Below are 25,896 nucleotides of genomic sequence, written 5' to 3'. Positions count from 1 at the left end.
CTTACGCTTGAGATTAGTAACTTTTATCTCCCGAAGCTTGGCCGGTTACAATTGCAATTCCGTTAGATGTACCAATACGGTCAACACCAAGATTAATATACTGTAAAGCGGTATCTGTATCTCTAATACCTCCGGAGGCTTTTATTTTTGTGTTACCGTTATTAATGACGTTTTTCATTAAAGTAATAGCTTTTATAGTTGCACCTCCAGTTCCAAAACCTGTCGACGTTTTTATAAATTCGGCTTTAGCCTGAATTGCTAATGCACTGGCTTTACTAATGTCTAGGTCATTTAAATAGCAAGTTTCTAAAATCACTTTTAAAGTGTTGTTAGGCATTACTTTCTTTACAGCGTCAATGTCTTTATAAACAGCATCAAAATCTTCGCTTTTTAAAAGACCTATATTTAAAACCATATCAATCTCATCCGCACCATCTTTTAGGGCTTGTTTAGTTTCTTCAACTTTAGCAATAGTACTCATGGCACCTAAAGGAAAACCAATAACGCTGCAGACTTTGACAGCACTATTTTTTAATTCGGCTTTAGCCAAACTAACATAACAACTATTTACACAAACGGAAAAAAAATCGTGCTCCTTGGCTTCTTGACACAATTTTATTATATCTGTTTTAGTAGCTGTAGCTTTTAATATGGTGTGATCTATGTACTTGCTTAATGGTTTCATCTAAATAAATTAAGATATAAAGTTAATGGTTTTTGATTAAAAGGCAGGGGTTACTTTTAGTAGAATTTTATATTGCAAAAACAACAAAAAAACTTACTTAAACAATGACAAAAGTCAGCTTTTAAGCTTTTAGTCTCCCGTAATTTTGTGGTATAAAACAAACAACAAATCAATTATATTATGAAAAAAATATTTTTAGCAGTCTTAGTAGTCGGTTTATTTGGATTAAACGCGCATGCGCAGGATACAGTGTCAAATGACACTGATTTTAATAAATGGCAGGCAAGATTTAGAGTGGCTGGTGTAATACCATCTCCTGGTGATGATCTAGATGGTGCAGATGTCGATATTTCTACGACCGTAGTGCCTGAGTTAGATTTTACATACTTTTTTACTAAGCATTGGGCAGCAGAACTAATTTTAGCAACCACTAAGCATGATGTTGAGGTAGGTGAAACAGATTTAGGGTATGTATGGTTATTACCACCAACGTTAAATTTGCAATACCATTTTTACGCAGGAGATTTTAAACCTTATGTTGGAGCAGGTGTAAACTACACTATTTTTTATGGAGAAGATTCAGGAGATGTTGTAGGTATGGACTACGATAATTCTGTTGGTTTTTCTTTCCAAGCAGGGATTGACTACAACTTAAACGATAAATGGTTTATCAATTTTGATATTAAACAATTATTATTAAGTACAGATGTAACGGTTAATACAGGAGATGTAATGTTACCTGTAGATGTTGATATTAACCCATTAATTATAGGTGTTGGTATTGGTGTTAAGTTATAATAATAGCTTAGGTTAAATTAAAAAGACTACAATTTGTAGTCTTTTTTTTGTTTCAGAATTAATATATCACTGGACTTATTTATATTTAAAGAAAAATTAGGATATAATGAGCAAAGCTAAACTAGATAGTAAACAAGAATACGATTTAATTTGTGTTGGAGGCGGAATTATGAGTGCAACATTGTCACTGATTTCTAAACTGCTAAAACCAGATTTAAAGGTGTTAATTGTGGAGCGTCTTAGTGAAGTGGCTCAAGAGAGTTCTGCTGCTTGGAATAATGCAGGTACGGGACATTCTGCGCTTTGCGAACTTAATTATTGCCCTGAAGAAGACGGTAAAGTAGTCATTGATAAAGCTATTAAAATTTGTCAACAGTTTGAAGAGTCTAAACAGTTTTGGAGCTATTTAGCGACGCTTGGCTTAATTGAAGATCCTGATAGTTTTATTGCTTCAGTGCCACACCATAGTTGGGTTTTAGGTAAAGAAAATGCAGATTATTTAGAGCATCGTTTTAATACCATGAAACATCATTTTATGTTTGATACTATCCAATTTACTAAGGACAAGAGTAAAATGAAAGAATGGTTTCCGTTAATTATGAATAACAGAGACGAGGATGAGGTAATGGCTGCTTCTAGAATTGATAGAGGTACAGAGGTTAATTATGGTACATTAACAAAAACATTATTCAATATTTTAGAAACCAAATTTGATACACCTGTATATTGTAATATGGAAGTTAAAGATATTGATCCAAGTCCAGATATTGATTGGACTGTAGAAATGGAAAATCTTGAAACTAGCCAAAAACATAATCTAGAATCTAAACATGTTTTTATTGGAGCAGGAGGTGGTAGCTTATTGTTATTGCAAAAAGTAGAAATTGATGAAAAAGAAGGTTATGGTGGTTTTCCAATAAGTGGGGAATGGTTGGTTTGTAAAAACGAAGCCATTATAAAACAACATAACGCTAAGGTATATAGTAAAGCAGGACTTGGCGATCCACCAATGTCTACACCACATTTAGATACTAGATATATAAACGGAAAACGCGAATTACTTTTTGGTCCATTTGCAGGTTTTAGTCCTAAGTTTTTAAAAGAAGGTTCTAATTTTGATTTGTTTAAATCGGTTAAATTTGACAATATCTCACCTTTATTAGGTGCTTTTTGGCATAATTTACCTCTAACTAAATATTTGATAGAACAGGTAACTTCCTCTCATGAGGACCGTATGAAGGAGTTACGCAAATTTGTTAAAGATGCTAATAGTGATGACTGGGAAATCTTAGTAGCTGGACAACGTGTTCAGATTATTAAAAAGGACGAATTTGAAGGTGGTGTTTTACAATTTGGTACGGAAGTAGTAAGTAGTAAAGATGGTAGTATTACTTGCTTACTTGGTGCTTCTCCGGGAGCATCTACAGCAACGTCTGTAATGTTACAGGTCTTAGAAAAAGCCTTTCCAGAACTATTAAACTCTGAAGAAGGTAAGACGGTAATGGATAAAATGATTCCTTTTTATAATACTGAGGTTACAGAAGACTTGTTTAAAGCACAATTAAAAAAGAGTGCAGTCGCTTTAAAATTGTAAGTAGAAAATAAAATAGAAATTTGATAGTTTTTAAAACATATAAAATTCAAATTGTACTTCTTTTTCTTTTAACATTTGGGTGCTCTAAAACTATATCAGAAAAAAGAGTTGCGATATTTGAGGATATACTTGGAGAGAGACAAGTAGAATCTCTTAATGCACTTGTGTTAGATTTTGAAAATAATTTAACTAAAATGTATCCTAATTTATCTGTTGATGTTGCTTATGGACAGTATTTGATTGATTTACTTTCTATTGAAATTGAGGACCCTAAAAAGTTTGAATTTCAGTCAAATAAAGCAAATAAAGAATTCCATGAAAGTGGTTTATGGGATGAAGTTTATCGCTACAGTAACTTATCAGAATCTAAGGATTCAACTAAAATATTAGAAGCTAATAACATTGGGAAGTACATGAAAGCACTTTATAAAATAAAAGGTGATGATAGTTTTATTACTAATTATTGGAATAGAAGAGAGGCTGCCGGTTTAATGCCTAATGAATTAGCTGTTCTTGGTCTTATAAATCTGAGATCAGATTATACTGATTATTTTCATAGACGTATTCTAGTTTTAGAATTTAGCTTTTAGTCGATCTAATTTATAAAATTTCAGACTTTTTCTCGTCTTCTTGTTTTATAATTTTAGATGTCCAAAGTATGGTATCGCTTAAATTTTCAAAATGATTAAAAGGTTTGTTGTGAAATTTGTTTTCGAACCTAGAAATTTCAAGCATTTTTTCGTCATTGGTTATAACTGCAAAGGCGACTAGATTTGGTATTTTGTTAGCTGCGTTATAAATTAATGGATTAACAGAATAAGAGGCGACACGGTTGGAAATAAAAGCAAAATTTTTATTCTTGAAATGTTTTTCTATTATTTCAACAAATAATTCTGTTTCATCATCACTGATAAAAGCACCTTCTTTGACTTGTTTAATAAGAAAGTCATCAAAAACATAAATTTCGGCATTACCTATATCGTAATAATGGAATATTCCCATGTTGTTTTATGGTTTTGGTTGATAGTTCAATGTTTTCAAGGTAGTAATAAAAAAGGGACTTTTAAAATTTAAAATTAAATTTTGGAATTAATAAAGGGCTTTATTTGTTTAAATTTAGTGTAGCTATTTGATATGCAATTAGCTATAGTAAGCTTTAGTTTTAGTGATTATTAATAGTCTTTATAAATACCCGTTTTATCTCTAAAAAGGCAGTGCATAGGCTTAATATAGCTTAAAAGTCTAGTTGTTAGCCATTAGAGTTAGGGAAGTAGTCGTTATAACTTGGCATTACCATAATTTGTTACTTAATCGTTAAAATATCTTACCTGCTTTATATATAATTCTCTATCCGCTCCATCTAGTTTAAATTCTATATCCAAACCAAACTCTAAGTACTTCTGTTTGGATTTATACACGTTATAGTAATAGTGTTTTTTGATTTTTTCTAATTGTTCGGAGAGTGTAATTATTTCGGCTTCAGTCATTACTAATTTACCATTGTTAAGGTTAGAGTGTGATATGATTTCGACAATACGTTTTTCGTTATATAATTTAGAAGACGATCCAGAATAGCAAATAATTTGGTCGCAGGTCACACCATCTTCAGGTTGAACAACACTAGCTTCTCCAACTTGGACATTAATAACGGTTCCTAGGTAGTTTTTTCGATATAAATTTTTGGTAATAGCAACACCATTGGCTTTCTCGTTAGGGAAGGAGCGATGCACTAAAATACCCATTGCAATGCTATTTTGGTCAATATTGAAGTAGTCTCGTTCTAAAAAGGCACGCTCATACCATAGGCTTGACCATACTTTTTTGATTGCTTTTTCAATAGATTTTTTCTTGCTACCAACAATACCTGTTTTAGAGTCGTATAATCCTGCTCCCGAAAACCCAACAATATCTTCTGCATTTGTCGAGCTTCTAAATCGTAAGCGTGTCTCGTCTCCTAAACTTTTAATTTTGGCTTCGACATTAGATATTAATTCAGGATCTAAAGGTGTCTTTTTTATTAGTTTCTGAATTGTTTTTAGTTGCTCTGTTAGTTTATTAGCATCTTGATTGATTTTGTAATCATAAATCATTTTCTTGACTAAGCTGTCTGCTCCAGACGTTTTTAGATGTGCTTCATAATAGTAAAACGGAATAGCAAATGCCGATTCCGGAATTTTAAAGGCTTCTTTTTTAGCTAAATCATATAACACACCAAAGTTAGCAGCTTTGCCACCAACGGTGTTTATTGAGTTTTGATTTAAATTGTCTGCATTAATTAAGGTTTTTATCGCTGTGTTTTTTTCTAGAAACAACGTCGATTTTTTCTGTTTTTTAGTTTTTCTTTCAAACAATTCTTTAGAGATTGGTTTGATGTAAAAGGTGTCTAAAGCCACTTCAAAAGAAACATATTGATTGTTGAAGCTTTTTAAAATATCAGATTGCATGGCTTTAGTATAAGCTGCAATTGGAATTTGTCTGTTTTTTCCTAATACCGAAATGTGACTTAATGGCGTTTGTAAAATAGTGGTTATAACGCCAGCAGTAATAGGTAATTCTAGGATAGGTTGATTAATAACAATTATATCATGTTTAGAAATATTGTTTTGTTTTAACGAATCAACAGCAACAAATTTTAAGCATCCATAACTTTTTTGAGTACTTACCGCTTGATACGTTTGGTCGCCATATAAATTGGAAGCAGATATTGTGGGAATGTCTAAAACAGCTTCTAGTTGTTCTAATCTTGCAGTATTTAGAAAGAAATTAAAGGTTTTGAAATACGTTGCTTTTTTGATGGCTTCGTAAAATGTTTTAATGTCTGCAATTTGCATATCATCAATAGGAGAAAGCTCAAGGTTGTAGGTGTTGTTAGCTAAATAATGATTTATGTTTCCCAATAAAAAGCGTTTGTTTTTATGCTGCGCTTTGTAGTTAGAATTATTAAATTCTCTTAAAGTTTCTGGGATCTCTAAATACCCTTTACAAAAATGGTAGTGGTATTTGTAGTTTTTACTGTTGATAAAATAGAGTTGTTGTTGTTTAATATCAAAAACGACTTTTAAAGCATCAATATTCCCATATTTATTAGTGTTTGGTGATGTTTTTAAGGCATTAAAATCGGTTTTCGAAGTTAATACACGTTTAAACTTAGTCTGAGATAAAACAAATGTTGAGGTTAATATAAAAAGAACGACGAGATGATTTTTTAGTTGGGATGTGATCAAGCTAAGTGGTTTTTTATTAGAGTAATACAATATAGAACAAAAAAAAGCAACACGCCACTTTTGTAAAGTATTGTGTTGCTTTTCAACTAACCAACCATAATTAAAACGTGCTCTTTTACGCTTTATTTTACGTTAACAGAACTTTGTGATTACAGTTCTTCTGTTACTAAATCGCCTTGATTTCTAAAGACTAATTCGCCGTCAAAAGCATCTAGTAAAATAATACTGTCGGTAGTGACTTTTCCTGATAAGATTTCTTTACTTAATTGGTTAAGTACGTCTTTCTGAATGACACGTTTTACAGGTCTTGCTCCATATTCTGGATTATAACCTTTGTCTGCTAAGTAGGTAATAGCTTCTGGTGTTGCATCAAAAGTAATACCTTGTTTTGCAATCATTTTAGAAATACCTTTTAGCTGTAATCCTACAATTTCTGTAATATTATCTTGCGTTAAAGGTGTAAACATAATAATGTCATCAATCCTATTTATAAACTCAGGTCTTACCGTTTGTTTTAATAAGGCTAAAACATCCACTTTTGCACCTTCAATAGCTGTTTCTACATCTTTTACAGCATCAAAACGCTCTTGTATTATTTGACTTCCCATATTGGATGTCATGATGATGATGGTGTTTTTAAAATCTGCAATACGCCCTTTGTTATCTGTTAGATGCCCTTCGTCTAACACTTGTAATAAGATGTTAAACGTGTCTGGATGTGCTTTTTCAATTTCGTCTAAAAGTACTACAGAATAAGGTTTGCGTCTAACAGCTTCGGTTAATTGTCCACCTTCATCGTAACCAACATATCCTGGAGGTGCACCAACTAATCTGCTTACCGCATGACGCTCTTGGTACTCACTCATGTCTATTCTGGTCATCGCGCTTTCATCATCAAACAGATATTCTGCTAACGCTTTGGCTAATTCCGTTTTACCAACACCAGTTGTTCCTAAAAAAAGGAAGGTTCCGATTGGTTTTTCTGGATTTTGTAATCCTGCACGACTACGTCTTACAGCATCACTAACCGCTACAATAGCTTCCTCTTGACCAACCACACGCTTGTGTAATTCTGCTTCAAGGTTTAAAAGCTTTTCGCGATCGCCTTGTAACATTTTAGTAACAGGAATGCCTGTCCATTTAGCAACGACTTCAGCAATATCCTCATAAGTAACTTCTTCTTTTATTAAAGAATTTTCAGATTGGTTATCAGCTAAATCTTTCTGTAATTTTTCTAATGCTTCTTGTGCTTCTTTAATCTTACCATAACGTAACTCGGCAACCTTACCGTAATCTCCATCGCGTTCTGCTTTTTCAGCTTCAAGCTTAAAGTTTTCGATGTCTTGCTTTCTGTTTTGTATGTTGTCTACAACTTCTTTTTCGCTAATCCATTTAGCATTCATTTCGTTGCGTTCTTCTTTTAAGTTAGCTAAATCAGCACGTAATGTTTTTAATTTACTTTCGTCCTTTTCTCGCTTAATAGCTTCTATTTCAATCTCTAACTGCATCACTTTTCTATCCAGAACATCTAACTCTTCTGGTTTAGAATTGATTTCCATACGCATTTTAGCAGCAGCTTCATCCATTAAGTCAATTGCTTTATCCGGAAGAAATCTGTTGGTAATATAGCGTTGAGATAACTCTACAGCACCAATAATAGCATCATCTTTTATGCGTACTTTATGGTGTGCTTCGTACTTTTCTTTAATTCCTCTTAAAATTGAAATCGCACTTTCTGTATCAGGCTCATTAACCATTACTTTTTGGAAACGACGCTCTAAAGCTTTGTCTTTTTCAAAATACTTTTGGTACTCGTCTAAAGTTGTTGCTCCAATAGCACGCAATTCTCCACGCGCTAAAGCAGGTTTTAAAATGTTTGCAGCATCCATTGCGCCTTGTCCGCCACCTGCACCAACAAGCGTATGGATTTCGTCAATAAATAGTACTATATCTCCTTCGCTATCTGTTACTTCTTTGATAACCGCTTTTAGGCGCTCTTCAAATTCTCCTTTAAATTTAGCACCTGCAATTAGGGCCCCCATGTCTAGCGCAAAAATTTGCTTGTCGACTAAGTTTTCTGGGACGTCACCATCTACAATTCTGTGCGCTAAACCTTCTGCAATAGCTGTTTTACCGGTTCCAGGTTCTCCAACTAAGATTGGGTTGTTTTTAGTACGACGAGATAAAATTTGAAGGATTCTTCTAATTTCTTCATCACGACCAATAACAGGATCTAGTTTTCCGTCTCTGGCTAATTTGTTTAAATTTTTAGCGTATTTATTAAGGGAGTTGTAGGTCTCCTCTTGGCTTTGTGAGGTTACGCGATCTCCTTTTCTTAATTCGTCTATTGCTGCTTTTAAACCTTTTTCTGTTACGCCTTGGTCTTTTAGCATTTGTGCTATTTTGCTCTTTGATTTAAAGACCGCTAAAATAAAGTGCTCTATAGATACGTAATCGTCATTCATTGCTTTTGCAATAATAGACGCTTCGTTTAATGTTTTACTGGCTTCACGAGAGAGTATTAAATCTGCTCCTGTAACTTTAGGAAAACTTTCTAGTTGCTTATCTAATGCTAATTCTAATACATTAAGATTGACATTCAGTTTTTTTAAGATGAATGGTAGTACGTTTTCATCAACCTCAAAAATGGCTTTAAAAAAGTGTTCATTTTCTATTTGTTGATGGCCATAACTTTGCGCAATCTGCTGAGCGCGTTGTATGGCTTCTTGCGATTTGATTGTATAATTATCTGGGTTCATATAGTATATTTATTTGTAGTTCCGCCTAAGCGAAAACTTATGTTTATAATTGTTTACAAGAGCAGTATTTCAATTACCTTACCAATTGCAATTGCAAGACAAAATGTCGCTTAACGACTGTTTTAGACTGACTTTTAGTCAGTTGCGCTTTGTTTTTAATTTCTATGTAAGTTAATTAAAACGTTTCGACATATTCAATGATATGTATCATAAAAATGATATTTTTGTTTAACTTATAGCAGTTATTTTGCTAAAAAGAAATTATTATGTTTGGAAAATTATTTGGGGGTTCTAAAGAGCCAAAAGAAAAGAAAATACTTCCTTGGAAAAATTTAACGACGGTTAGTCAGTTAGATGAAATTGCTAAATTATCTTTAGGAAAAACACAGGTTATATTTAAGCACTCTACAAGATGTGGCATTAGCAGCATGGTTATGAATCAGTTTGTTGCCGCTTTTGAATTGGATATTAATTTAGATTTATATTATTTAGATTTATTAAGTTATCGAGACGTCTCAAATGAAGCTGGTTTTAAGTTTCAGGTAATGCACCAATCGCCACAGTTATTGGTGATAAAAAATGGAGTAGTGGTTGCACATGCAAGTCATGGCGCTATAAATGAAATTGATTTATTTAAATTTGTTTAAATTATGAAACACGTATTACTATTTATAATTGTATTAACCGCTTTTAGTTGCGATACTAAACCTGAAGAGGTCTACGTGGCATCCAATAATTGGAAAGCTATGCAATGGAATAAACCATTAACGGACTCGTTATTAGTTTCGGGATCAACTTATTTGTCTGTTTATTCTCAAATTTATAGTGTTACGGAACACAAAACACATAATTTAACTGCTACGGTAAGCTTAAGAAATATTAATAAAAAGGATACTATTTTTATAAAAGAAGCCGATTTTTACAATACTAGTGGTGATTTAATTAAAGCCTATTTTACAGAGACTATTTATGTCAAGCCAATGCAGACTATAGAAATTGTAATAAACGAAAGGGATATTGAAGGTGGTACAGGTGCTAATTTTGTATTTGATTGGATTGCCTCTAAAGATGTTAAACCGCCTTATTTTGAAGCCGTACAGATATCTACATCAGGACAACAAGGCTTATCTTTTACTACTACAGGTGTTGAAATAGAGTAATGTTTATGAAAGAAATTTTAACGACTTTTTTGTTTTTAGTTGCAGTTATTGATCCTTTGGGGTCTATACCTGTGTATTTGGAAGCTACCAAAAATTTTGATAAAAAATATAAAAAACGAATTGCTATTAGAGCCAGTTTTGTTGCTTTTTTAGTGCTATTATTTTTTATAGTTATAGGGCAGTTAATTTTAGAAGGAATGAATGTTACGTTAGATGCGTTTCAGATTTCTGGAGGCGTGATATTGTTTTTGTTTGCATTAACTATGATTTTTGGAGAGGGTAAGCCCGAAACAGAAAAACATGGTATTAAAGATTATAAACACGTTACTATTTTTCCTGTAGCTATTCCGTCTATAGCATCACCAGGCGCTATTATGGCGGTTGTATTGTTAACAGATAATCATATTTACAACATACAGCAACAGTTGTTAACCACAGTATTAGTTCTTGTAGTAATTGGGTTAACAAGCTTGTTATTACTGGCAGCTAATAAGGTTCAAGAACGGATTGGGGAATATGGTATTACCGTAATTAGTAAAATTATGGGATTAATTTTAGCTTCCTATGCTGTACAAAGTATTTTAAGCGGATTAAAAGACTTTTTTGCTTAACACACAAAAAAACTCCCAAAGTAATTTGGGAGTTTTTTTATGATAGGTCCTTGGTATAATTACTATAACTCTATAATCTTATAAATCAAATCACCATCCAGGCTAATTCCTTGGATAATTAGTTTCACATGTTCATCTATTGGTTTTTTTATCTTAAGAATGTTAGTAGTATTTGGATTTAATGTGAAGTCTGGAACCCAGTCAATAGTACTATATTCTTTTTCGGTTTGTTTTATGGGATAGAATAAGTTACTGTCATTTAGTGTTGTTGCGTTAAAATTAAATCCAGTATTTGTTTTGTGCTGTTTCACGTCAGAGTTTCTAATTTTTAACTTAGAATAATCTTTTCTGCTAATTAAATTGACATTTCCACTAAAAGTACCTTGGTATCCAAGTTCAGAAATCTTTACAGTTATTAATTCGAAACTATTTACACTTTGATTGGCTAGAGAGAAACCTCTTGATTGGCTGATAGGGCTACCATCTAAGGTTATTTTGGCAAGTTCTGATTTTCTTTGAAGATAGATATATGTTTCTCCATTAATATATACAATATCTAATCCAGGGAGTTTTCTTAGGTAGCTTTCTAAACTCTCATGGTTTTTGTTAATATCAATTAAATAGTAGTTTGAAAATCCTTTGTTTAATGCTAGTATAGGGTTTTTCTTTAGTATTTTTTTTATTTTTTCTTCTTTTATTTTTTCTATATTATCAAGAACAACTTCGTCTAAAATTTCAATATTTTTTTGCTGCGGTAATTCAGTGTTTTTATAGACCATATTTTCCTGTAACACCTTTTTTTTAGATGCATTTATTTTTTTAGGTTTAATAATGGTACTATCTGCATTATAATTTATAAATGTGTTATACACATAAAAATCGGCTTTAATTATTTTATTCTCTTTATCTATTAATGTAAGCGAATATTCAGAAGGATGTGTAAAGTAAACATTTTTAAATTCGAAAGTTTTATCACTATTTAAGGCACGTGATAATAGTATATTGTTTTTGGGAGAGACCAATATAACTTTATAATCTTTTGGTTTTTTTATATCACTATTTAGTGTTCCTTTAATTATTAATCCTTTTTCATTTTCAAATAGTAATGGCTTGTTTTTTATTTTATTATATGTAAAACTGCTGGTTTGATTGTCTTTTAAAGCAGTATATTCTTTGTTAATCGTGTTTTGTATTTTTGATTTGTAATCAATAACTTTACTATCTTCATGTAACACACTTATACTAATGTTAGTCGCTTTGTTGATGTTAACAAGGCTTAAATCTAAGGAAATGGAATCTTTGTCTTGATTGATAATAGAAGTTAGTATATCGCCTTGTTTTGTGTCTTTATTATAAAATGATCGTTCTGTTATTAATTTATTTTGGCTATCAAAGACGGATACAGTATTAAGTCCATTAAATAAATCTGTTTTCAAAAAGTTTAAATTATAGGTTAATATGCTTTCAGATAGATTAAATGGTGCTGTAGCGTTTACAATTCCTTTTTGATGCAGTACTGCATAAGTAAATTTATTGTCCGTATTTGCCAATGTTTTGGCATTGGTTTTTAATTTGAAATTAACAGTATTGTCTTGTTTAGTATTTGTTTTAGTAAGTATAAAACCTATAGGATTGGCAGAAGGGAGTTCTATTTTTTGTGTTTTTCCATCAATATTAAAAACAGCAATAAAATTGGAATTGTAATTAAAAGTTGATTTTACAGATGTACTATTTCTATTTTCAATTTTAGCAACTTCTTGTCCCGTAGTAATATCTATTATTTTTCCTATTATTTGTGGTTGTTCATCACTTTTAATATTAAAAAATATAGTGTTTTCGACATCTTCTAGAAGGGATCCGCTTTCGGGAAAAAAGGTAATACTATCTTCGTTTATGTCTTCACTTTGGTTTTGATGATCTTCTATTTCTTCATTTTCCAAAATAGTGGTCTCGATTTTCGAGTCTTTTAGATTGTGAATTTGAATTGTGAAATTTGAGCCTTCTTTGAAGTTTTTATTCCATTGTGTGTCTAGCTGTATGGTATATTCACCAGACTCAAGGTCCTTTGGTAAAGCAATAGATCCTGACGACACGCCATTTTCTGTATAAAACAACTTGCTAAGGATTAATTGGTTGTTAAAATCATAAATATTGACATGAAGATTTTTTGTGTCTAAGTTTGGTTTATTGTTTGCTTCGTTGACCACATAGGCTTTAAAAAAGACACGTTCTTCAGTAAAGTATAAGCTTTTGTTAGTGTGTAAATAAAAATTTTCAATATTGTAATTATGAAAAAAAGGGTTGTTTTCGATAGTGTTTAATGGACTTTCTTTTGTGGTACTTTGACTGTATAAAGCATTAGAAATAATAAAAAGAATAACAACGAAGGGATATTTCATGTTTGGTTTGGCTTTGGTTGAAAATATTTTATCAATCTTTATGCCAAAATGCAATGGTAATTTGTTTTTTTTTATCATGATTACCATTTTAAACACTATTGTATTGGGTTTTTGTTGTGTTATTCTAATGGTGCTTTTAACTCAATAACTTTATAAATTAACTCCCCATCTAGGCTAACACCGTTAATTATTAGTTGTACATGTTCTCCTATGGGTTTTTTTATTTTAATTGTATTTGGAGCACTTGGATCTAATGTAAAATCAGGGATCCAATCTATTGTACTAAAGGCATATTCAGATGATTTGCTAGGGTAAAACAAATTACTATCACTTAGTGTTTCTTGGTTTAGATTATAACCGTTTGTTGTTTTGTAGTTTTTTGATACGTAACTATTACTAGTGATTGATTTTCCTTTTCTAGTCACTAAATTTATTACCCCATTTTGATGCACTATCCCGTTTCCAAGTCCTGATAGATTAACTGATATTAATTCAAAATCTGTTACTGGTCTATGTGGGTTTTGTAATCCTCCCGCTTTTTGAGTTATAAAATTACCATCTATGACAATTGAAATATAATTTTGCTGTTTAAAATTACCTCCTGGTCTTGCGTTTAGTACTCTTATAAGGGAAGTGTCATTTACTACACGTATGCCTGTAATTGTTCTTAGGTATTGTTCTAATGTTTGAAAATCTTTATCGGGATCTATCAAATAGTCACGAGATAGGCCTGCATTTATAGCTAAATATAGATTTTCTTTTTTTATTTGCTTTATTCTTTTTTCATTCCTTTTCTGAACATCTTCTAAAACAACTTCATCCAATTGTTCTACATTTTTAGATATAAATTTGGGTACTTCTAATTCTGATTGTGTGTATATTTTTTTTGTGATTTTTGGTTTGATAAAATCACTTCTAAAGCTAATTGGGTTTTGCAATGTGTTAAAAGCTACGTAATCTGTATTTATATTATAAATATAGAAACGAGATTCTCGAGATTTGCCATTTTTGTTAAGCAATAACAAAGTAAACTCAGAAGGATGTGTTAAATATAATTTCTCAAATTTAAATTTTTTGTCAGCTTTTAAGTCTGTAGTTGTAAAAATCTCATTGGTGCTAGAAGTAAGGGCTACTTGATAGCTTGTAGGTTCTTTTACAGGTGCATTTAAACTTCCAATTAACTTAATACCATATTCTTTGCTAAATGGTAGCTGTTTATCTTTTGATTTATAAACAAAACTATTTTCTAGAGTTTGTTGTTGAAAATACAGATCTGTGCTTTCTGATGTATTAAAATTTGTGTCTTGGTAAAGTAAGGTGTTAGTTATAGAAGTATTATAATTAATAACCTCGCTATCTTCATGCAAGACACTAATACTAATGTTAGTGGCTTTATTTATATTAATAAGGTTTAAATCTAATGTGGTGGAATCCTGACTTTGCGAAATTACTTTGGCTAAAATATCAACTTTCTTTTTGTCTTTGTAAAAAAAAGAACGCTCTATTAGTAGTTTATTTTGATTATCAAATACTGAGATTGTATTTAATCCAGGAAATAAATCAGATTTTAAAATGTTAAAATTATAGTTTAATATATTTTCAGTTAGATTAAAAGATGCTTTAGTTTTTAAAACCCCTTTTTTATGATGTACTGCATATATAAATTTTTGTTTTTTAATAGTTTCACGATTGGTGCTTAATTGAAAGTTTATAACGTCATCTTTTTCTGATTTAGTTTTATAAAGTGTAAAACCAGTTTTATTTGCTTTAGGTATCGTAATTTTTTCTTTTTTACCGTCAACGTTAATTATAGCGGTAAATTCTGAATCGTAAAAAAATGTGCTTTTAGCATAATTACTATTAATAGGAAATATTTTAGCCACTCGTCGACCTGTTTTTGTTTCTACTATACGACCAATAGGGGCTTTAACATTATCGTTTTTGACTTTAAAATAAATAACATTTTCGTTATTTTCTATTAATGATCCACTTTCAGGATAAAATGTAATAGGCTCTTCAGTCGTTTCAATATCTGTGGTTACTGTAGTGCTAAAATCAGTTTGATCTATATTTTTTACTAATATTAAAAAATTGGATCCTGATTTAAAATTTCTGTTCCATTGCGTATCTAGTTGTATTGTATATTGTCCCGACTTTAGATGTGCTGGTAATTTAATGGAGCCATTAGTCTTACCTTCTTCAACATGAAACAATTGGCTAGAGACTAATTTGTTTTCATTATTGTACAGATTAACATGAAGGTTTTTTGTGTCCATATTAGGTGTGTTGTCAACTTCGTTAACGACATAAGCTTTAAAAAAGATATTTTCTCCAGTAAAATAAACATCTTTATTAGTGTGTAGATAAAAATTTTCTACGTTATAATTATGAAAAAAACCACTATTAGTAATTTTTTCTACTAGATTACTATTATTTACTTGACAAAAAGAGAATGTGCTAATTAACAATGTAATAAGTAGGATGGTGTAACGCATATTTGGATAATATTAGAGTTAAATTTAGTCTAATAAATTGATTACACAAAAAAACTCCCAAATTACTTTGGGAGTTTTTTTATGATATTTAATTAAGGTTTAGCCTCTAAAACTATAGCTGTTTATTATATCTTTTAGTTTATATTTTAAATCCTCTCCTGTATCATAAACCATTTGTTCGTTATTAGGAAAAGGAATCTGTCTGTTTCTTAGTAACTGTAAATCGCCATTATTTAGAGCCCTTTGATCACCACGTACAGTTCCAAAGGTGTTTTCAAAAACAAATTCACTGTCAATATTAAAATTATCTAATATTTGATTTTGCTTTAAATCTGTATAAACAACTCTAGCAATAACTTGAGTTGATTTTAACTGATTTACTTCAAAAAACCTAGCTTTAATATTAACAATCTTATCTTGAATAATATCATTTCCTAAACTATCTTTTGCTACATTTCCATTAGTATCTAAAACATATTCCCAACCATCTACAATATCCTTCTGACGTAATAATTGTCTTTCGGTAATATGTTCTGGAGATATATTAATACGTTGTAGTTGCAATTGCATCGCATAATCGTAGTCTATATGTGTATCAGAACTTGCGTGATATGCAGTCCAGAACTGATTCAATCCATAAGTGTCAAAATTTAATAAATCAGACTCCAAACGTTGTGGTATAATTTGACGGGTTTGATTTTCAATAGTTACCAATACAAAATCAGTTCCTTTAAAATGGGCATCATCCATTAAAGACCTAACGTCTCTATAATTTGGATTAATAGCTTCTATTGTATTTAATAAGCTATAAGCTTCACGGTAGTCGTATTTGCTACTACTAGATTGTAGTAAGGTTGTAGCTTGGTCATATTTATATTCTGATACTTTAGCTCTGTAGTCTACAATTTGACTACTATAATCATTAAAATCTAACGTTATTGTTTTTCCTCCAATTTGTAATGGTAACACGCGTTTAATAGCGGTTTGACGAGACTCTAAATCTAAATACGTGTTGTAAATAGTTTCAAAAAGCTCAGGATTACCATCCTTAGTTAAATGATTTAAATTAGTGTGATCATCTGCAACAACTTTATAATACGCATCCTGAAGCATTAAAATATAGCTTTGTTTGCGTTTTTTGTCCTTGTTGTTTTCTAACTTTTTTAAAGCATTACTAATAGCTAAATCGTAATTACCAGAGTGTAATTGCTTTTCGATTTGCTTTCTTCCAACACAAGATGTTAGTACTAGAAGAAGTACTGTAATAAGAGTAAAATTTTTCATCTTTTGGGATTTTATTGGTTTCTATTTTAAGTAGTATTCAATAGCTGTGCCAAACCCCAAAAAGAAACCCTTAAATTTAATAATTTAAGGGTTAATTGTTTGATATGTAGTGTTTTGTTATTTTTGTTTTTTAGGTTGGAAAACGGGAAGTAATTTTGTAGATACTTCACCAAAACCAATTCTAGTACCATCTTTTTCGCAGTAACCTCTCATAATAACAGTATCGTTATCATTAATAAATTTACGCTCTGTACCATCATTAAGTTTAACAGGTTTTTCACCTCTCCAAGATAACTCTAACATAGATCCGTAACTATCTGGTGTTGGACCAGAGATAGTTCCACTTCCCATCATGTCTCCAGAGTTTATTGGGCAACCATTTACGGTGTGATGCGCTAATTGTTGCGACATACTCCAGTACATGTGCTTAAAGTTAGATTTACTAACTACGGTTTCTTTAGCTTTTTCTGGTTGTATAGCAACTTCTAAATTAATATCGTAACTCTTTTTGCCAGACTGTTGTAAGTAAGGTAATTGTTTTTTTAATGGCTTAGGACTACTTGTTTTAAAGGGTTGTAAAGCATCTAAAGTAACAATCCAAGGCGAAATTGAAGACGCAAAGTTTTTAGCTAAAAACGGTCCTAGTGGCACATACTCCCACTTTTGGATATCTCTAGCAGACCAGTCATTAAATAACACTAATCCAAAGATGTATTCTTCAGCTTCATCCACAGGAATAGGTTCTCCTAAATCATTAGCATCAGTAGTAATAAAACCCATTTCTAATTCAAAATCAATTAGTTTACTAGGTCCAAAAACAGGTTCTGTTGCTCCTGCAGGTAACGTTTGACCTTGTGGTCTGTGTACAGGTATTCCTGATGGGATTATTGAGCTGCTTCTACCATGATATCCAACAGGTATATGTAACCAATTTGGTAATAAAGCATTGTCAGGATCTCTAAACATAGTCCCTACATTAGTAGCGTGTTCTATGCTTGAGTAAAAATCTGTATAATCACCAATTTGCACGGGTAATTGCATTTCTATTTCGTCTAATCTAAATAAAACAATCTCTTTATGCTTTAAATTATTAGTTAATGCATCATTTTCAGCATCAAAAATTTCGGCAATTCTATTTCTTACTAAACGCCATGTTTTGCGTCCATCCGCAATAAAATCGTTTAGTGTGTCTTGTAAAAATATGTCTTCTGTTAAAGGGATACCTTCAAAATATCCTAATTGGTGTAACGCACCTAGGTCAATTGCTGTATCACCAATACGTGTTCCGATAGTAATAATGTCATCTCTTGTTAAGAAAACACCAAACGGAATATTTTGAATTGGGAAGTCAGAATTTTTATCGACGTGTAACCATGATTTTCTGTCTGGATTATTAGCTGATAATGGCATATATATAATTGTTGATTTGTTGTTTATAAATTCTAAGTAAATATATGTTTTTTCAATTATTTACAATGGTTATTTCTTATTTTTGATAAATATTTAACTCTAAAACATTTTTCGCTTAAGCGGAAATAACAAAAAGACATAACTATGCAACGCGACGAACAGATTTTTGAATTGATTCAAGCCGAAAAAGAACGCCAACTAAATGGTATAGAACTAATTGCCTCAGAAAACTTTGTCAGTGACCAAGTTATGGAAGCAGCAGGATCTGTACTAACCAATAAATACGCAGAAGGGTATCCTGGGAAGCGTTATTATGGTGGATGTGAGATTGTTGACGAGGTAGAGCAGATAGCAATTGATAGAGCAAAAGCTTTATTTGGTGCAGAATATGCTAACGTGCAACCACACTCAGGAAGTCAAGCAAATACAGCTGTTTATCATGCAGTATTACAACCAGGAGATAAAATTTTAGGATTCGATTTATCTCATGGTGGGCATTTAACACATGGTTCTCCAGTAAATTTTTCTGGAAAATTATACAATCCCGTGTTTTATGGTGTAGAAGAAGCTACAGGTGTTTTAAACTATGATAAGATTCAAGAAATTGCAACTAAAGAACAGCCTAAATTAATTATTGCAGGTGCCTCTGCATATTCTAGAGACATAGATTTTAAACGTTTTAGAGTAATAGCAGATAGTGTTGGTGCTTTGCTATTGGCAGATATATCACATCCTGCAGGTTTAATTGCAAAAGGTATTTTAAACGATCCATTACCACATTGTCACATTGTAACTACTACGACGCACAAAACATTACGTGGACCAAGAGGAGGGATGATATTAATGGGTAAAGATTTTGATAACCCATTTGGATTAAAACTTAAAAACGGAAACTTAAAAAAGATGTCTTCACTTTTAGATTCTGGAGTCTTTCCAGGAAACCAAGGTGGACCATTAGAGCATATTATTGCTGCTAAAGCAATTGCTTTTGGAGAAGCGCTAACAGAGCCGTTTATGCATTATATGTTACAGGTTAAGAAAAATGCATCTGCTATGGCAGAGGCTTTTGTAAAACGTGGATACAAAATTATTTCTGGAGGTACAGATAACCACATGATGTTAATTGACTTACGTAACAAAAACATTACAGGTAAAGATGCTGAAAAAGCATTAGTAAAAGCAGACATTACAGTAAACAAAAACATGGTGCCATTTGACGATAAATCTCCATTTGTAACATCAGGAATTAGAGTTGGTACTGCTGCAATTACAACCAGAGGTTTAAAAGAAAACGAAATGGAAGCTATCGTAGATCTAATTGATCAAGTAATCATGAATCATGAAAACGAAGATTTATTAGACGAAATCGCAATTAAAGTTAATGCAATGATGAGTGAGTTACCATTGTTTGTAGCTTAGTCTATTATAAAATAATTTTTCGCTTTCGCGGAAAAAAAGCCAGCTGAAAAGCTGGCTTTTTTTATGTAAAATTAGATGTTAATCAAACTATTATAAATAGTCGTCAGAATCATAAGTTGAAATGTTAGTCGATTTGTAAAATGGACAAAAAGCTGTAACACTAGCAAATAAAAACATGGCTGAAATTAGTATAATAATAAAAGCTATGGGACCATCAAATTCTCCTACATATAATATCGCTACAAGCAATAAAACCACAATAAAACGGACTAGTCTATCAAAATTGCTCATATTTCTTTTTATTTTTATCATGACTAAATAATTGAGGGTTGTTATTTAATTCAAAACTAAAAGAAAAAGCTAGTGCTATTTTATTCTTTCGTTCAATCTAAAAGATGATATGTTGAAATGCACCTAAGTCCGGACTAGTGGTTCTGCTAACGCCTAAAATATCATTTGGGACTTGACTAGAAAAAGTAGTATTACCTTGACCATTAGCAGCTGAGTCTTCACCAATTTTTAAATTGTTTTCCAAAGGATTTTCAAAATCAGGAGCTTCGTTAAAAATCATGTTTTCGTAATGTGTTGCATTATCAAAATCATAATTAGGGCTAGAAAAGAAATTGCTTGAATCTTGAAAACGTAATAAGCAATTGGTAAATTTAAAATTAAAAACTACTGCAGCATCTTCAATTTGGTCAATTAATAACTCAGGGTTATCATTACCATATATTATACAATTACTAAAATTAGCTTCGGTTAAATCTGCAACAAACGCAGTGTTTTCAGCATCAGCTACAAAGTTGTTAATTAGCAGCGCCGGGAATTGTCTAAAACTACTGTTCCAATAATTTGCAATAGTAGAGTGGGTGACGTTGTATTTTCCACCAAAAGTAGCTCCAAAACTAGCTTGTCCAGCATTATTTAAGACGATGTTATCTGCTTTAATCGACGTGTTACGACCTAGAATACCAAACGTACTGATATTATATATTTGCGAATTTGTTATGGTTAATTTATCAGTTACCGCATCTGCATTACCATCGGATAATACACCAACTGTGGCATTTTTAATAGTCGCATGATTAATAGTATTATTTTGACTGCCTTCAAATAACCAAATGGTTCCCCATTGTCCAGGGACATCACTAAATAATGGTTCTAATCGATCACCTTCAAAAACAACTTCGTTTTCTAGTAATTCAGGATCAGTACTTAAAGCACCATTTACGTTTAAAGTAGCACCTTCTGAGACCAATAAACCTGAGTTAGCATGAAAATGAATTCGTGCTCCCGCATCTATAGTTAGTGTTTCTCCTGCAGGTACCGCAGCATAACCGTAAATGACATAAGGTTTTTCGTTAGTAAAGTTTAATTCTTCAGGTAGTAACTCGCGACCTTGTATTTCTGTAGCGGTTGGTGTACCGTCAATAGTTAAGGTTAAGGTTTCAATAATACCTGTTGTGTTATTTTTATCAGGATAAATAAAGTTAGCATCTTTAACTAAGGTTACTAAATCTACATCCTGTAGATTGTCTCCAGAATCAAATATTATTTTATCTGTATAAACAAACTCGTTATTAGTAAGTGGTGTTGTATCTGTGTTGTAAGTTGTTTCAATAAAAATAAACAGACTGTCTTTAGCTAATAGTTGTACGTCTGTAAAGCTTTTACCTGCTTGACCATCTACATTTAGTCGGTACCCAGAGTTTTCTCCGTTTTGTAATTGTACAGTAGGTATTGAGATGTCATCATTACTAGTATTGTAGACCTTTAGATTATAAGTGCTTGAACCTATATTTGCAAAAATAGTATCTAAATAAATCGTGTCTTTAGAGAATTCTAAACCTCCAGAACTAGCCTGGAATTCAAAATCCTTTCGGCAAGAACTTACCATTAAGATAAACCCAATACAGCAGATAAAATATAGCGTACGCTTCATAAAATGTAATTGTAACTTTGATTGACTAAAATATAACTTTTTTAAAGGCTAATTAGTATGTGACTTTAAAATTATTGAAAAAGAGTAATGATTTCTGGTGTGATTCTAGCCGGTTTATTGTTTTCCGTGTGTATCAGGCACCATTTAGTTTCGGAATAGGCGCAAATTTTCTCATCCACAAGTATTTCTACCACTCTAATAGAGGTTACACCTTGACAGGATTTAACGTAAGTATTTAAGGTTACGGTTTGTCCTAACACAATTTCTTGTTTGTAATCGATATGATGCGAAATTAAAACCCAGAAATACTGATCTAAAATCTGTTTTGTGGCGTGAGTTACCCAATGTGCTTTAGCAACTTGGTTTACCCATTCAATATATTTTACGTTATTGACGTGGTTTAATTCGTCAAGATCGTTAGGCGTTACTGTTAACGTTTGGCTGTATGATTTCATTAGTTATAATAAGCCCTAAAAGTAATGTTTATTGTTTGTTTTTAGCATTAAAAGTATCCACTAACTGTTTAAAATCTTCACCTGATTTTATAAAAATCTCCAATAAATAGACCTCCTTGTTTTCTTTTAATAACTCACTATCAATTGTTTTAGCTTCTAAATATTGCAAAAATAAATTAATATTATCTTCATGTATATTTAGAGTATTGGTCAATAATTTTTTGTCAAATAATTGAGACGTTTCAATAAGTGCTTCTAAATCTTGTAAAGTTATTGCAACAAACGGTGGAGCTACATATTTGTCTTTGTTTTCAAATAGTTTTGCTATTAGGCCAATAACTTGTATAATATCTATTCCGCCAGTGGTAGGTTGTTTAGAGTAGAGGTGAGGATTGTTTTTTCTATCCTCTGCAAACTGATTTTTAAGGGTTACTTGAACCGTTTCAATATCAGCCAAAGTTTCTTTATGGGGCGTGATAAGTTGTACTTCGTCTAAATTATTAAAAATTTGTTTAAGCTCGATAACGACACTTTCGTGGAAATGATAATCTTTTAAAACTAACTTTTGCTCATTATAAAATAAAGAGCTGGCATGAAGCGTATCTCCAATTTTTCCTGCTATTGAAAACCTTCCGTTTACATCGGAAGTAGTCATTTGTTTTGAAGATAGGTTTGTTATTTTAATATTTTCTAAGGTAGAAATAGAGTCGTAAACACTACCATTTATTGTTTGTGCGGACACAAAGCAGCTTGCCAAAAAGATAATTAAAAGCGTAAGATTCTTCAAGATTTGGTTGGTTGATTAGTCTCAAATTTAGATTTATCGCGGACATGATAAATTTAATTAAGAGACTTTAACAGCTAATTTATAATCTTTTAACTTTTTGTTTTTGATTAGTTTTCTAAAATTTTAACCTCAAATAATTTATCCCAACGTTTTCCAGTTAAGAAAAACGTTTGTGTTTCTGGATTGTAAGCAATACCATTTAAACAGTTTTCGTTAATAGAAAAATTAGGAATTTGTTTTGTTAAGATTGTACAGTCAATAACCGCTTCTACAGCACCATTTTTAGGATTGATTATAGCAATTCCGTTTTTCTCCCAGATGTTAGCGTATAATTTGTTGTTAGCAAATTCTATTTCGTTTAATCTTCCAATTTTTCCTTTTGTTGTGCATACTTGTATGTGATCTTCTTCAATTAGCGTATCTGGATTTAAACTCCAAATTAAACTAGTACCATCACTTTTATATAGTTTAGTTCCGTCGTTTGCAAATCCCCAACCCTCTTTACTTTGACCATAGTTAAAGCTGCTTTTCTTTTCTAGAGTAGTGGCATTATAAGTAAATCCTTTTTGACCTTGCCAAGTTAAATGGTAAACGGTATTATTAAGTACGGTAATACCTTCTCCAAAAAAGGCATCAGGAATAGCTGTTTCAGTAATAACGTCACCGGTTTTATAATCTATTTTTCTAATTTTAGATTCGCCACGTTGTCCAGTACTTTCAAAAAGCACTCCATTGTTAAATTCTAAACCTTGTGTAAAAGAAGTGTTGTCATGCGGAAACGTATTAATTATTTCTATAGATAAAAACTTTGGTGCTACTGCACTTAATAACGCAATGGTTTTTTTGATTTCTGCAGTTTCGCCATCAAAATTAATAGTTGCTTTTAAGGTATGTTCTCCTAATTTAAAATCGGAAAGTGTTTGTTTAGCCTCAATATTTTTTCCGTCTAACTGATAACTTACAGAAGAAATCTGGATGTTTTTAGGGTTTTTTAATGCTACTTCTAGCGTTTTATCAATACTAATTGTACCGTTTTGGGCATTGGTAGTCAAAGAAAAACTCTTTTTTTGCGCTTCGACGTTGTCACCACACGAAAAAAGTGTTGTTGCTAAAAATATGATTGTAAGGTATTTAAATGCTTTCATTTTGTAAACTTATTTGAGAGCAAGTTATTTATTAAAATTCATTATAAAAAATGATTGCGAGAAAATAAAATGTGTGTATCTTTGCACCTGGCAAGTCCTACACAACTAGCTCCTGTTGAATCCTCCAGGTCGGGAACGAAGCAAAGGTAAATGGTCGTAGCAGTGTGATGTAGGTAGCTTGCCTTTTTTTGATTACTCTAAATCCTTTTATAAAAAGAGATTTAAAAACATAAAATAAAGATTTGTTAGTTAATTCTAGCAAATCTTTTTTGGTTACAGTCGTTTTGTAATTCAACTTTTTTACTTTTAACTTTTAAAATTATTTACATGTCTAAAGTCGTATTAATTACAGGAGGTTCTTCTGGAATAGGAAAATCTATAGGTGAGTTTTTAACCGAAAAAGGGTATGTTGTCTATGGTACCAGTCGTAATCCGTCTAATTATACCAACAGTAAATTTAAGTTGGTCGCTTTAGATGTTAATGATACGGTGACTATTGCAGCAGCTGTAAAAGCAGTGATTGCAGCAGAAGGGAAGTTGGATGTGTTGGTTAACAATGCAGGTGTTGGTATTAATGGTGCTATTGAAGAAATTCCGCAAGAGCAAATCCAACATAATTTTAATACTAACTTTTTTGGACCTATAAATGTTATCAAGGCAGTGTTGCCTCAAATGAGAGCACAACAGTCAGGTTTGGTTATCAACATTACATCCATTGCTGGATATATGGGATTGCCTTATCGTGGTATTTATAGTGCTAGTAAAGGTGCTTTAGAGCTTGTTACGGAAGCGTTACGTATGGAAACCAAGGATTTTGGTGTAAAGTTTACCAATATTGCTCCAGGTGATTTTGCAACTAATATTGCTGCAGGACGTTATCATGCTCCTGTTTTAAAAGACTCGCCATACACTAAGTATCCAAACGTACTTAAAGATATTGATGATCATGTTGATAATAGTAGTTCTCCAATTGCTGTGGCTAAAAAAGTGCATCAAGTAATTAATACCAAAAATCCTAGAATACATTATAAGGTTGGTGCGCCAATGCAAAAAATTTCTATTATTTTAAAGTTTTTGTTACCGGATACGATGTATGAAAAGTTATTATTGAATCATTACAAATTATAATCATGAAAAGGCTTTTAGCAACACTTTGTATAGCTGTAGCCTTTACATTACCGCACTTTGTTACCTATAAGTATGTATGTTTAACTGACGAGAATTGGCCTGATTTTTATGGCTTTCCGTTTATACAAAGTACAGACAGGACTTGGGTTTTTTCCATGTCTGGAAATTTGTATGCTAAAGGTTTTATTGGTAATGTTTTATTTTGGAGTATTTTTATTTACGGATTAGTTTACTTTTTAGATACCATAAAACATAAAGTTTTTAGGGTTTTTGGAAAAATTGTTATTGTAGCATTATGTGTTATGTCTGTTGTTGTAATTTCGTTTGAAGCGTTTGTTTTTGATTGGCGATTAAAATGGGATCATGATAATTTTAAAATGAATTATTACATACAAGACTTAGATTGCGAGAAAACCTTTAAGTTTTTTGAGTAAAATGTTAATATCATTTGATATCATTATTTTACTTGCAAAAGTTAAATTGTAACTTTGCATTGCGTTAAGGATGGAAGTGGCATCCTTTTTTTGCTGCCAAAAATGGCAAAAAAAGATATAACGGACAGCCTGACCCTTGTGGTAACGCCCAAAATAATTATATACAC

At 31.7% G+C, this 25,896-nt stretch carries 22 protein-coding genes and 1 other RNA gene; 10 read left to right on the top strand and 13 right to left on the bottom strand.

The window, feature by feature from the left end; translation table 11 throughout:
* Nucleotides 1–13 precede the first annotated feature (13 nt).
* Nucleotides 14–685, bottom strand: a complete 672-nt coding sequence (gene deoC / locus CXF54_RS04780) for a deoxyribose-phosphate aldolase (RefSeq protein WP_101202669.1) — start codon at nucleotides 683–685, stop codon at nucleotides 14–16.
* A 180-nt stretch (nucleotides 686–865) separates the two neighbouring features.
* Here deoC and CXF54_RS04775 point away from each other — a divergent pair, with 180 nt between their 5' ends.
* The 3 genes from CXF54_RS04775 to CXF54_RS04765 all read left to right on the top strand — a co-directional run bounded on the left by CXF54_RS04775 (nucleotide 866) and on the right by CXF54_RS04765 (nucleotide 3,667).
* Nucleotides 866–1,483: an OmpW/AlkL family protein gene (locus CXF54_RS04775; protein ID WP_090840472.1), complete on the top strand. Its 618-nt coding sequence runs from the start codon at nucleotides 866–868 to the stop codon at nucleotides 1,481–1,483.
* 106 nt (nucleotides 1,484–1,589) lie between these two features.
* Entirely contained in the window at nucleotides 1,590–3,077 is a 1,488-nt protein-coding gene (gene mqo / locus CXF54_RS04770) for a malate dehydrogenase (quinone) (RefSeq protein ID WP_101202668.1), read from the top strand.
* A gap of 194 nt (nucleotides 3,078–3,271) precedes the next feature.
* Nucleotides 3,272–3,667, top strand: a complete 396-nt coding sequence (locus tag CXF54_RS04765) for a hypothetical protein (RefSeq protein ID WP_157823394.1) — start codon at nucleotides 3,272–3,274, stop codon at nucleotides 3,665–3,667.
* Nucleotides 3,668–3,677: 10 nt separating this feature from the next.
* Here CXF54_RS04765 and CXF54_RS04760 read toward each other — a convergent pair whose 3' ends face one another.
* The 3 genes from CXF54_RS04760 to clpB all read right to left on the bottom strand — a co-directional run bounded on the left by CXF54_RS04760 (nucleotide 3,678) and on the right by clpB (nucleotide 9,060).
* Entirely contained in the window at nucleotides 3,678–4,079 is a 402-nt protein-coding gene (locus CXF54_RS04760) for a hypothetical protein (protein ID WP_101202666.1), read from the bottom strand.
* 305 nt (nucleotides 4,080–4,384) lie between these two features.
* Nucleotides 4,385–6,301: a PEP/pyruvate-binding domain-containing protein gene (locus CXF54_RS04755; protein ID WP_157823393.1), complete on the bottom strand. Its 1,917-nt coding sequence runs from the start codon at nucleotides 6,299–6,301 to the stop codon at nucleotides 4,385–4,387.
* Nucleotides 6,302–6,450: 149 nt separating this feature from the next.
* Nucleotides 6,451–9,060: an ATP-dependent chaperone ClpB gene (gene clpB, locus CXF54_RS04750; protein ID WP_101202664.1), complete on the bottom strand. Its 2,610-nt coding sequence runs from the start codon at nucleotides 9,058–9,060 to the stop codon at nucleotides 6,451–6,453.
* 266 nt (nucleotides 9,061–9,326) lie between these two features.
* Here clpB and ytxJ point away from each other — a divergent pair, with 266 nt between their 5' ends.
* Genes ytxJ through CXF54_RS04735 form a run of 3 tightly spaced genes read left to right on the top strand, consistent with a single transcriptional unit; the run spans nucleotide 9,327 to nucleotide 10,831 of the window.
* The gene (ytxJ, locus tag CXF54_RS04745; protein ID WP_410503933.1) at nucleotides 9,327–9,707 is read left to right on the top strand and encodes a bacillithiol system redox-active protein YtxJ; all 381 of its coding nucleotides are present in this window, start codon (nucleotides 9,327–9,329) and stop codon (nucleotides 9,705–9,707) included.
* A 3-nt stretch (nucleotides 9,708–9,710) separates the two neighbouring features.
* On the top strand, nucleotides 9,711–10,220 hold the full coding sequence (locus tag CXF54_RS04740) for a DUF3124 domain-containing protein (RefSeq protein ID WP_101202662.1): 510 nt from the start codon (nucleotides 9,711–9,713) through the stop codon (nucleotides 10,218–10,220).
* Between the two features lie 5 nt (nucleotides 10,221–10,225).
* On the top strand, nucleotides 10,226–10,831 hold the full coding sequence (locus tag CXF54_RS04735; RefSeq protein WP_090840656.1) for a MarC family protein: 606 nt from the start codon (nucleotides 10,226–10,228) through the stop codon (nucleotides 10,829–10,831).
* Between the two features lie 62 nt (nucleotides 10,832–10,893).
* Here CXF54_RS04735 and CXF54_RS04730 read toward each other — a convergent pair whose 3' ends face one another.
* The 4 genes from CXF54_RS04730 to fahA all read right to left on the bottom strand — a co-directional run bounded on the left by CXF54_RS04730 (nucleotide 10,894) and on the right by fahA (nucleotide 18,419).
* A complete protein-coding gene (locus tag CXF54_RS04730; protein WP_157823392.1) occupies nucleotides 10,894–13,230 on the bottom strand; it encodes a hypothetical protein in 2,337 nt (778 codons plus the stop codon).
* A gap of 119 nt (nucleotides 13,231–13,349) precedes the next feature.
* A complete protein-coding gene (locus CXF54_RS04725) occupies nucleotides 13,350–15,725 on the bottom strand; it encodes a hypothetical protein (protein WP_101202660.1) in 2,376 nt (791 codons plus the stop codon).
* Between the two features lie 99 nt (nucleotides 15,726–15,824).
* Nucleotides 15,825–17,009 (bottom strand): hypothetical protein, encoded by a 1,185-nt coding sequence (locus tag CXF54_RS04720; protein WP_101202659.1) that lies wholly within the window; start codon nucleotides 17,007–17,009, stop codon nucleotides 15,825–15,827.
* A gap of 117 nt (nucleotides 17,010–17,126) precedes the next feature.
* Entirely contained in the window at nucleotides 17,127–18,419 is a 1,293-nt protein-coding gene (gene fahA / locus CXF54_RS04715; RefSeq protein WP_090840446.1) for a fumarylacetoacetase, read from the bottom strand.
* 144 nt (nucleotides 18,420–18,563) lie between these two features.
* Here fahA and glyA point away from each other — a divergent pair, with 144 nt between their 5' ends.
* Entirely contained in the window at nucleotides 18,564–19,838 is a 1,275-nt protein-coding gene (glyA, locus tag CXF54_RS04710; protein ID WP_101202658.1) for a serine hydroxymethyltransferase, read from the top strand.
* Between the two features lie 90 nt (nucleotides 19,839–19,928).
* On the opposite strand, the gene CXF54_RS04705 is transcribed toward glyA, so the two are convergent.
* The 5 genes from CXF54_RS04705 to CXF54_RS04685 form a co-directional block, all read right to left on the bottom strand.
* Nucleotides 19,929–20,150, bottom strand: coding sequence for a DUF2892 domain-containing protein (locus tag CXF54_RS04705; protein WP_090840442.1), 222 nt, complete (start codon nucleotides 20,148–20,150; stop codon nucleotides 19,929–19,931).
* A 76-nt stretch (nucleotides 20,151–20,226) separates the two neighbouring features.
* Nucleotides 20,227–21,780 carry a hypothetical protein gene (locus tag CXF54_RS04700; protein WP_101202657.1) on the bottom strand — a complete coding sequence of 518 codons (1,554 nt, stop codon included), beginning with the start codon at nucleotides 21,778–21,780 and terminating at the stop codon, nucleotides 20,227–20,229.
* Nucleotides 21,781–21,851: 71 nt separating this feature from the next.
* Nucleotides 21,852–22,235 (bottom strand): acyl-CoA thioesterase, encoded by a 384-nt coding sequence (locus tag CXF54_RS04695; protein ID WP_101202656.1) that lies wholly within the window; start codon nucleotides 22,233–22,235, stop codon nucleotides 21,852–21,854.
* A gap of 28 nt (nucleotides 22,236–22,263) precedes the next feature.
* Nucleotides 22,264–23,022, bottom strand: coding sequence for a hypothetical protein (locus CXF54_RS04690; protein ID WP_157823391.1), 759 nt, complete (start codon nucleotides 23,020–23,022; stop codon nucleotides 22,264–22,266).
* Between the two features lie 107 nt (nucleotides 23,023–23,129).
* The gene (locus CXF54_RS04685; RefSeq protein ID WP_101202654.1) at nucleotides 23,130–24,167 is read right to left on the bottom strand and encodes a glutaminyl-peptide cyclotransferase; all 1,038 of its coding nucleotides are present in this window, start codon (nucleotides 24,165–24,167) and stop codon (nucleotides 23,130–23,132) included.
* Nucleotides 24,168–24,255: 88 nt separating this feature from the next.
* On the opposite strand from CXF54_RS04685, the gene ffs reads away from it, so the two are divergent.
* From ffs to CXF54_RS04670, 3 genes are all read left to right on the top strand, one after another.
* An RNA gene (gene ffs, locus CXF54_RS04680) (signal recognition particle sRNA small type) lies at nucleotides 24,256–24,354 on the top strand.
* A gap of 140 nt (nucleotides 24,355–24,494) precedes the next feature.
* The gene (locus CXF54_RS04675) at nucleotides 24,495–25,295 is read left to right on the top strand and encodes an SDR family oxidoreductase (protein ID WP_101202653.1); all 801 of its coding nucleotides are present in this window, start codon (nucleotides 24,495–24,497) and stop codon (nucleotides 25,293–25,295) included.
* Nucleotides 25,296–25,297: 2 nt separating this feature from the next.
* A complete protein-coding gene (locus CXF54_RS04670; RefSeq protein WP_101202652.1) occupies nucleotides 25,298–25,729 on the top strand; it encodes a hypothetical protein in 432 nt (143 codons plus the stop codon).
* The last annotated feature ends 167 nt before the right edge of the window (nucleotides 25,730–25,896 follow it).

Origin of the sequence: Olleya sp. 1-3, assembly GCF_002836085.1 — a bacterium.
GTDB classification, from domain to species: Bacteria; Bacteroidota; Bacteroidia; order Flavobacteriales; family Flavobacteriaceae; genus Olleya; species Olleya namhaensis.
The sequence above is the reverse complement of the archived record's forward strand: the minus strand, read 5'-3'. Positions and strand labels throughout refer to the sequence as shown.

What these genes read in the sequence shown, in the direction of transcription:
- deoC (WP_101202669.1), bottom strand. Translation starts at nt 685, where the DNA reads ATGAAACCATTAAGCAAGTACATAGATCACACCATATTAAAAGCTACA.
- CXF54_RS04775 (WP_090840472.1), top strand. Translation starts at nt 866, where the DNA reads ATGAAAAAAATATTTTTAGCAGTCTTAGTAGTCGGTTTATTTGGATTA.
- mqo (WP_101202668.1), top strand. Translation starts at nt 1,590, where the DNA reads ATGAGCAAAGCTAAACTAGATAGTAAACAAGAATACGATTTAATTTGT.
- CXF54_RS04765 (WP_157823394.1), top strand. Translation starts at nt 3,272, where the DNA reads ATGTATCCTAATTTATCTGTTGATGTTGCTTATGGACAGTATTTGATT.
- CXF54_RS04760 (WP_101202666.1), bottom strand. Translation starts at nt 4,079, where the DNA reads ATGGGAATATTCCATTATTACGATATAGGTAATGCCGAAATTTATGTT.
- clpB (WP_101202664.1), bottom strand. Translation starts at nt 9,060, where the DNA reads ATGAACCCAGATAATTATACAATCAAATCGCAAGAAGCCATACAACGC.
- ytxJ (WP_410503933.1), top strand. Translation starts at nt 9,327, where the DNA reads ATGTTTGGAAAATTATTTGGGGGTTCTAAAGAGCCAAAAGAAAAGAAA.
- CXF54_RS04740 (WP_101202662.1), top strand. Translation starts at nt 9,711, where the DNA reads ATGAAACACGTATTACTATTTATAATTGTATTAACCGCTTTTAGTTGC.
- CXF54_RS04735 (WP_090840656.1), top strand. Translation starts at nt 10,226, where the DNA reads ATGAAAGAAATTTTAACGACTTTTTTGTTTTTAGTTGCAGTTATTGAT.
- CXF54_RS04730 (WP_157823392.1), bottom strand. Translation starts at nt 13,230, where the DNA reads ATGAAATATCCCTTCGTTGTTATTCTTTTTATTATTTCTAATGCTTTA.
- CXF54_RS04725 (WP_101202660.1), bottom strand. Translation starts at nt 15,725, where the DNA reads ATGCGTTACACCATCCTACTTATTACATTGTTAATTAGCACATTCTCT.
- CXF54_RS04720 (WP_101202659.1), bottom strand. Translation starts at nt 17,009, where the DNA reads ATGAAAAATTTTACTCTTATTACAGTACTTCTTCTAGTACTAACATCT.
- fahA (WP_090840446.1), bottom strand. Translation starts at nt 18,419, where the DNA reads ATGCCATTATCAGCTAATAATCCAGACAGAAAATCATGGTTACACGTC.
- glyA (WP_101202658.1), top strand. Translation starts at nt 18,564, where the DNA reads ATGCAACGCGACGAACAGATTTTTGAATTGATTCAAGCCGAAAAAGAA.
- CXF54_RS04705 (WP_090840442.1), bottom strand. Translation starts at nt 20,150, where the DNA reads ATGATAAAAATAAAAAGAAATATGAGCAATTTTGATAGACTAGTCCGT.
- CXF54_RS04700 (WP_101202657.1), bottom strand. Translation starts at nt 21,780, where the DNA reads ATGAAGCGTACGCTATATTTTATCTGCTGTATTGGGTTTATCTTAATG.
- CXF54_RS04695 (WP_101202656.1), bottom strand. Translation starts at nt 22,235, where the DNA reads ATGAAATCATACAGCCAAACGTTAACAGTAACGCCTAACGATCTTGAC.
- CXF54_RS04685 (WP_101202654.1), bottom strand. Translation starts at nt 24,167, where the DNA reads ATGAAAGCATTTAAATACCTTACAATCATATTTTTAGCAACAACACTT.
- CXF54_RS04675 (WP_101202653.1), top strand. Translation starts at nt 24,495, where the DNA reads ATGTCTAAAGTCGTATTAATTACAGGAGGTTCTTCTGGAATAGGAAAA.
- CXF54_RS04670 (WP_101202652.1), top strand. Translation starts at nt 25,298, where the DNA reads ATGAAAAGGCTTTTAGCAACACTTTGTATAGCTGTAGCCTTTACATTA.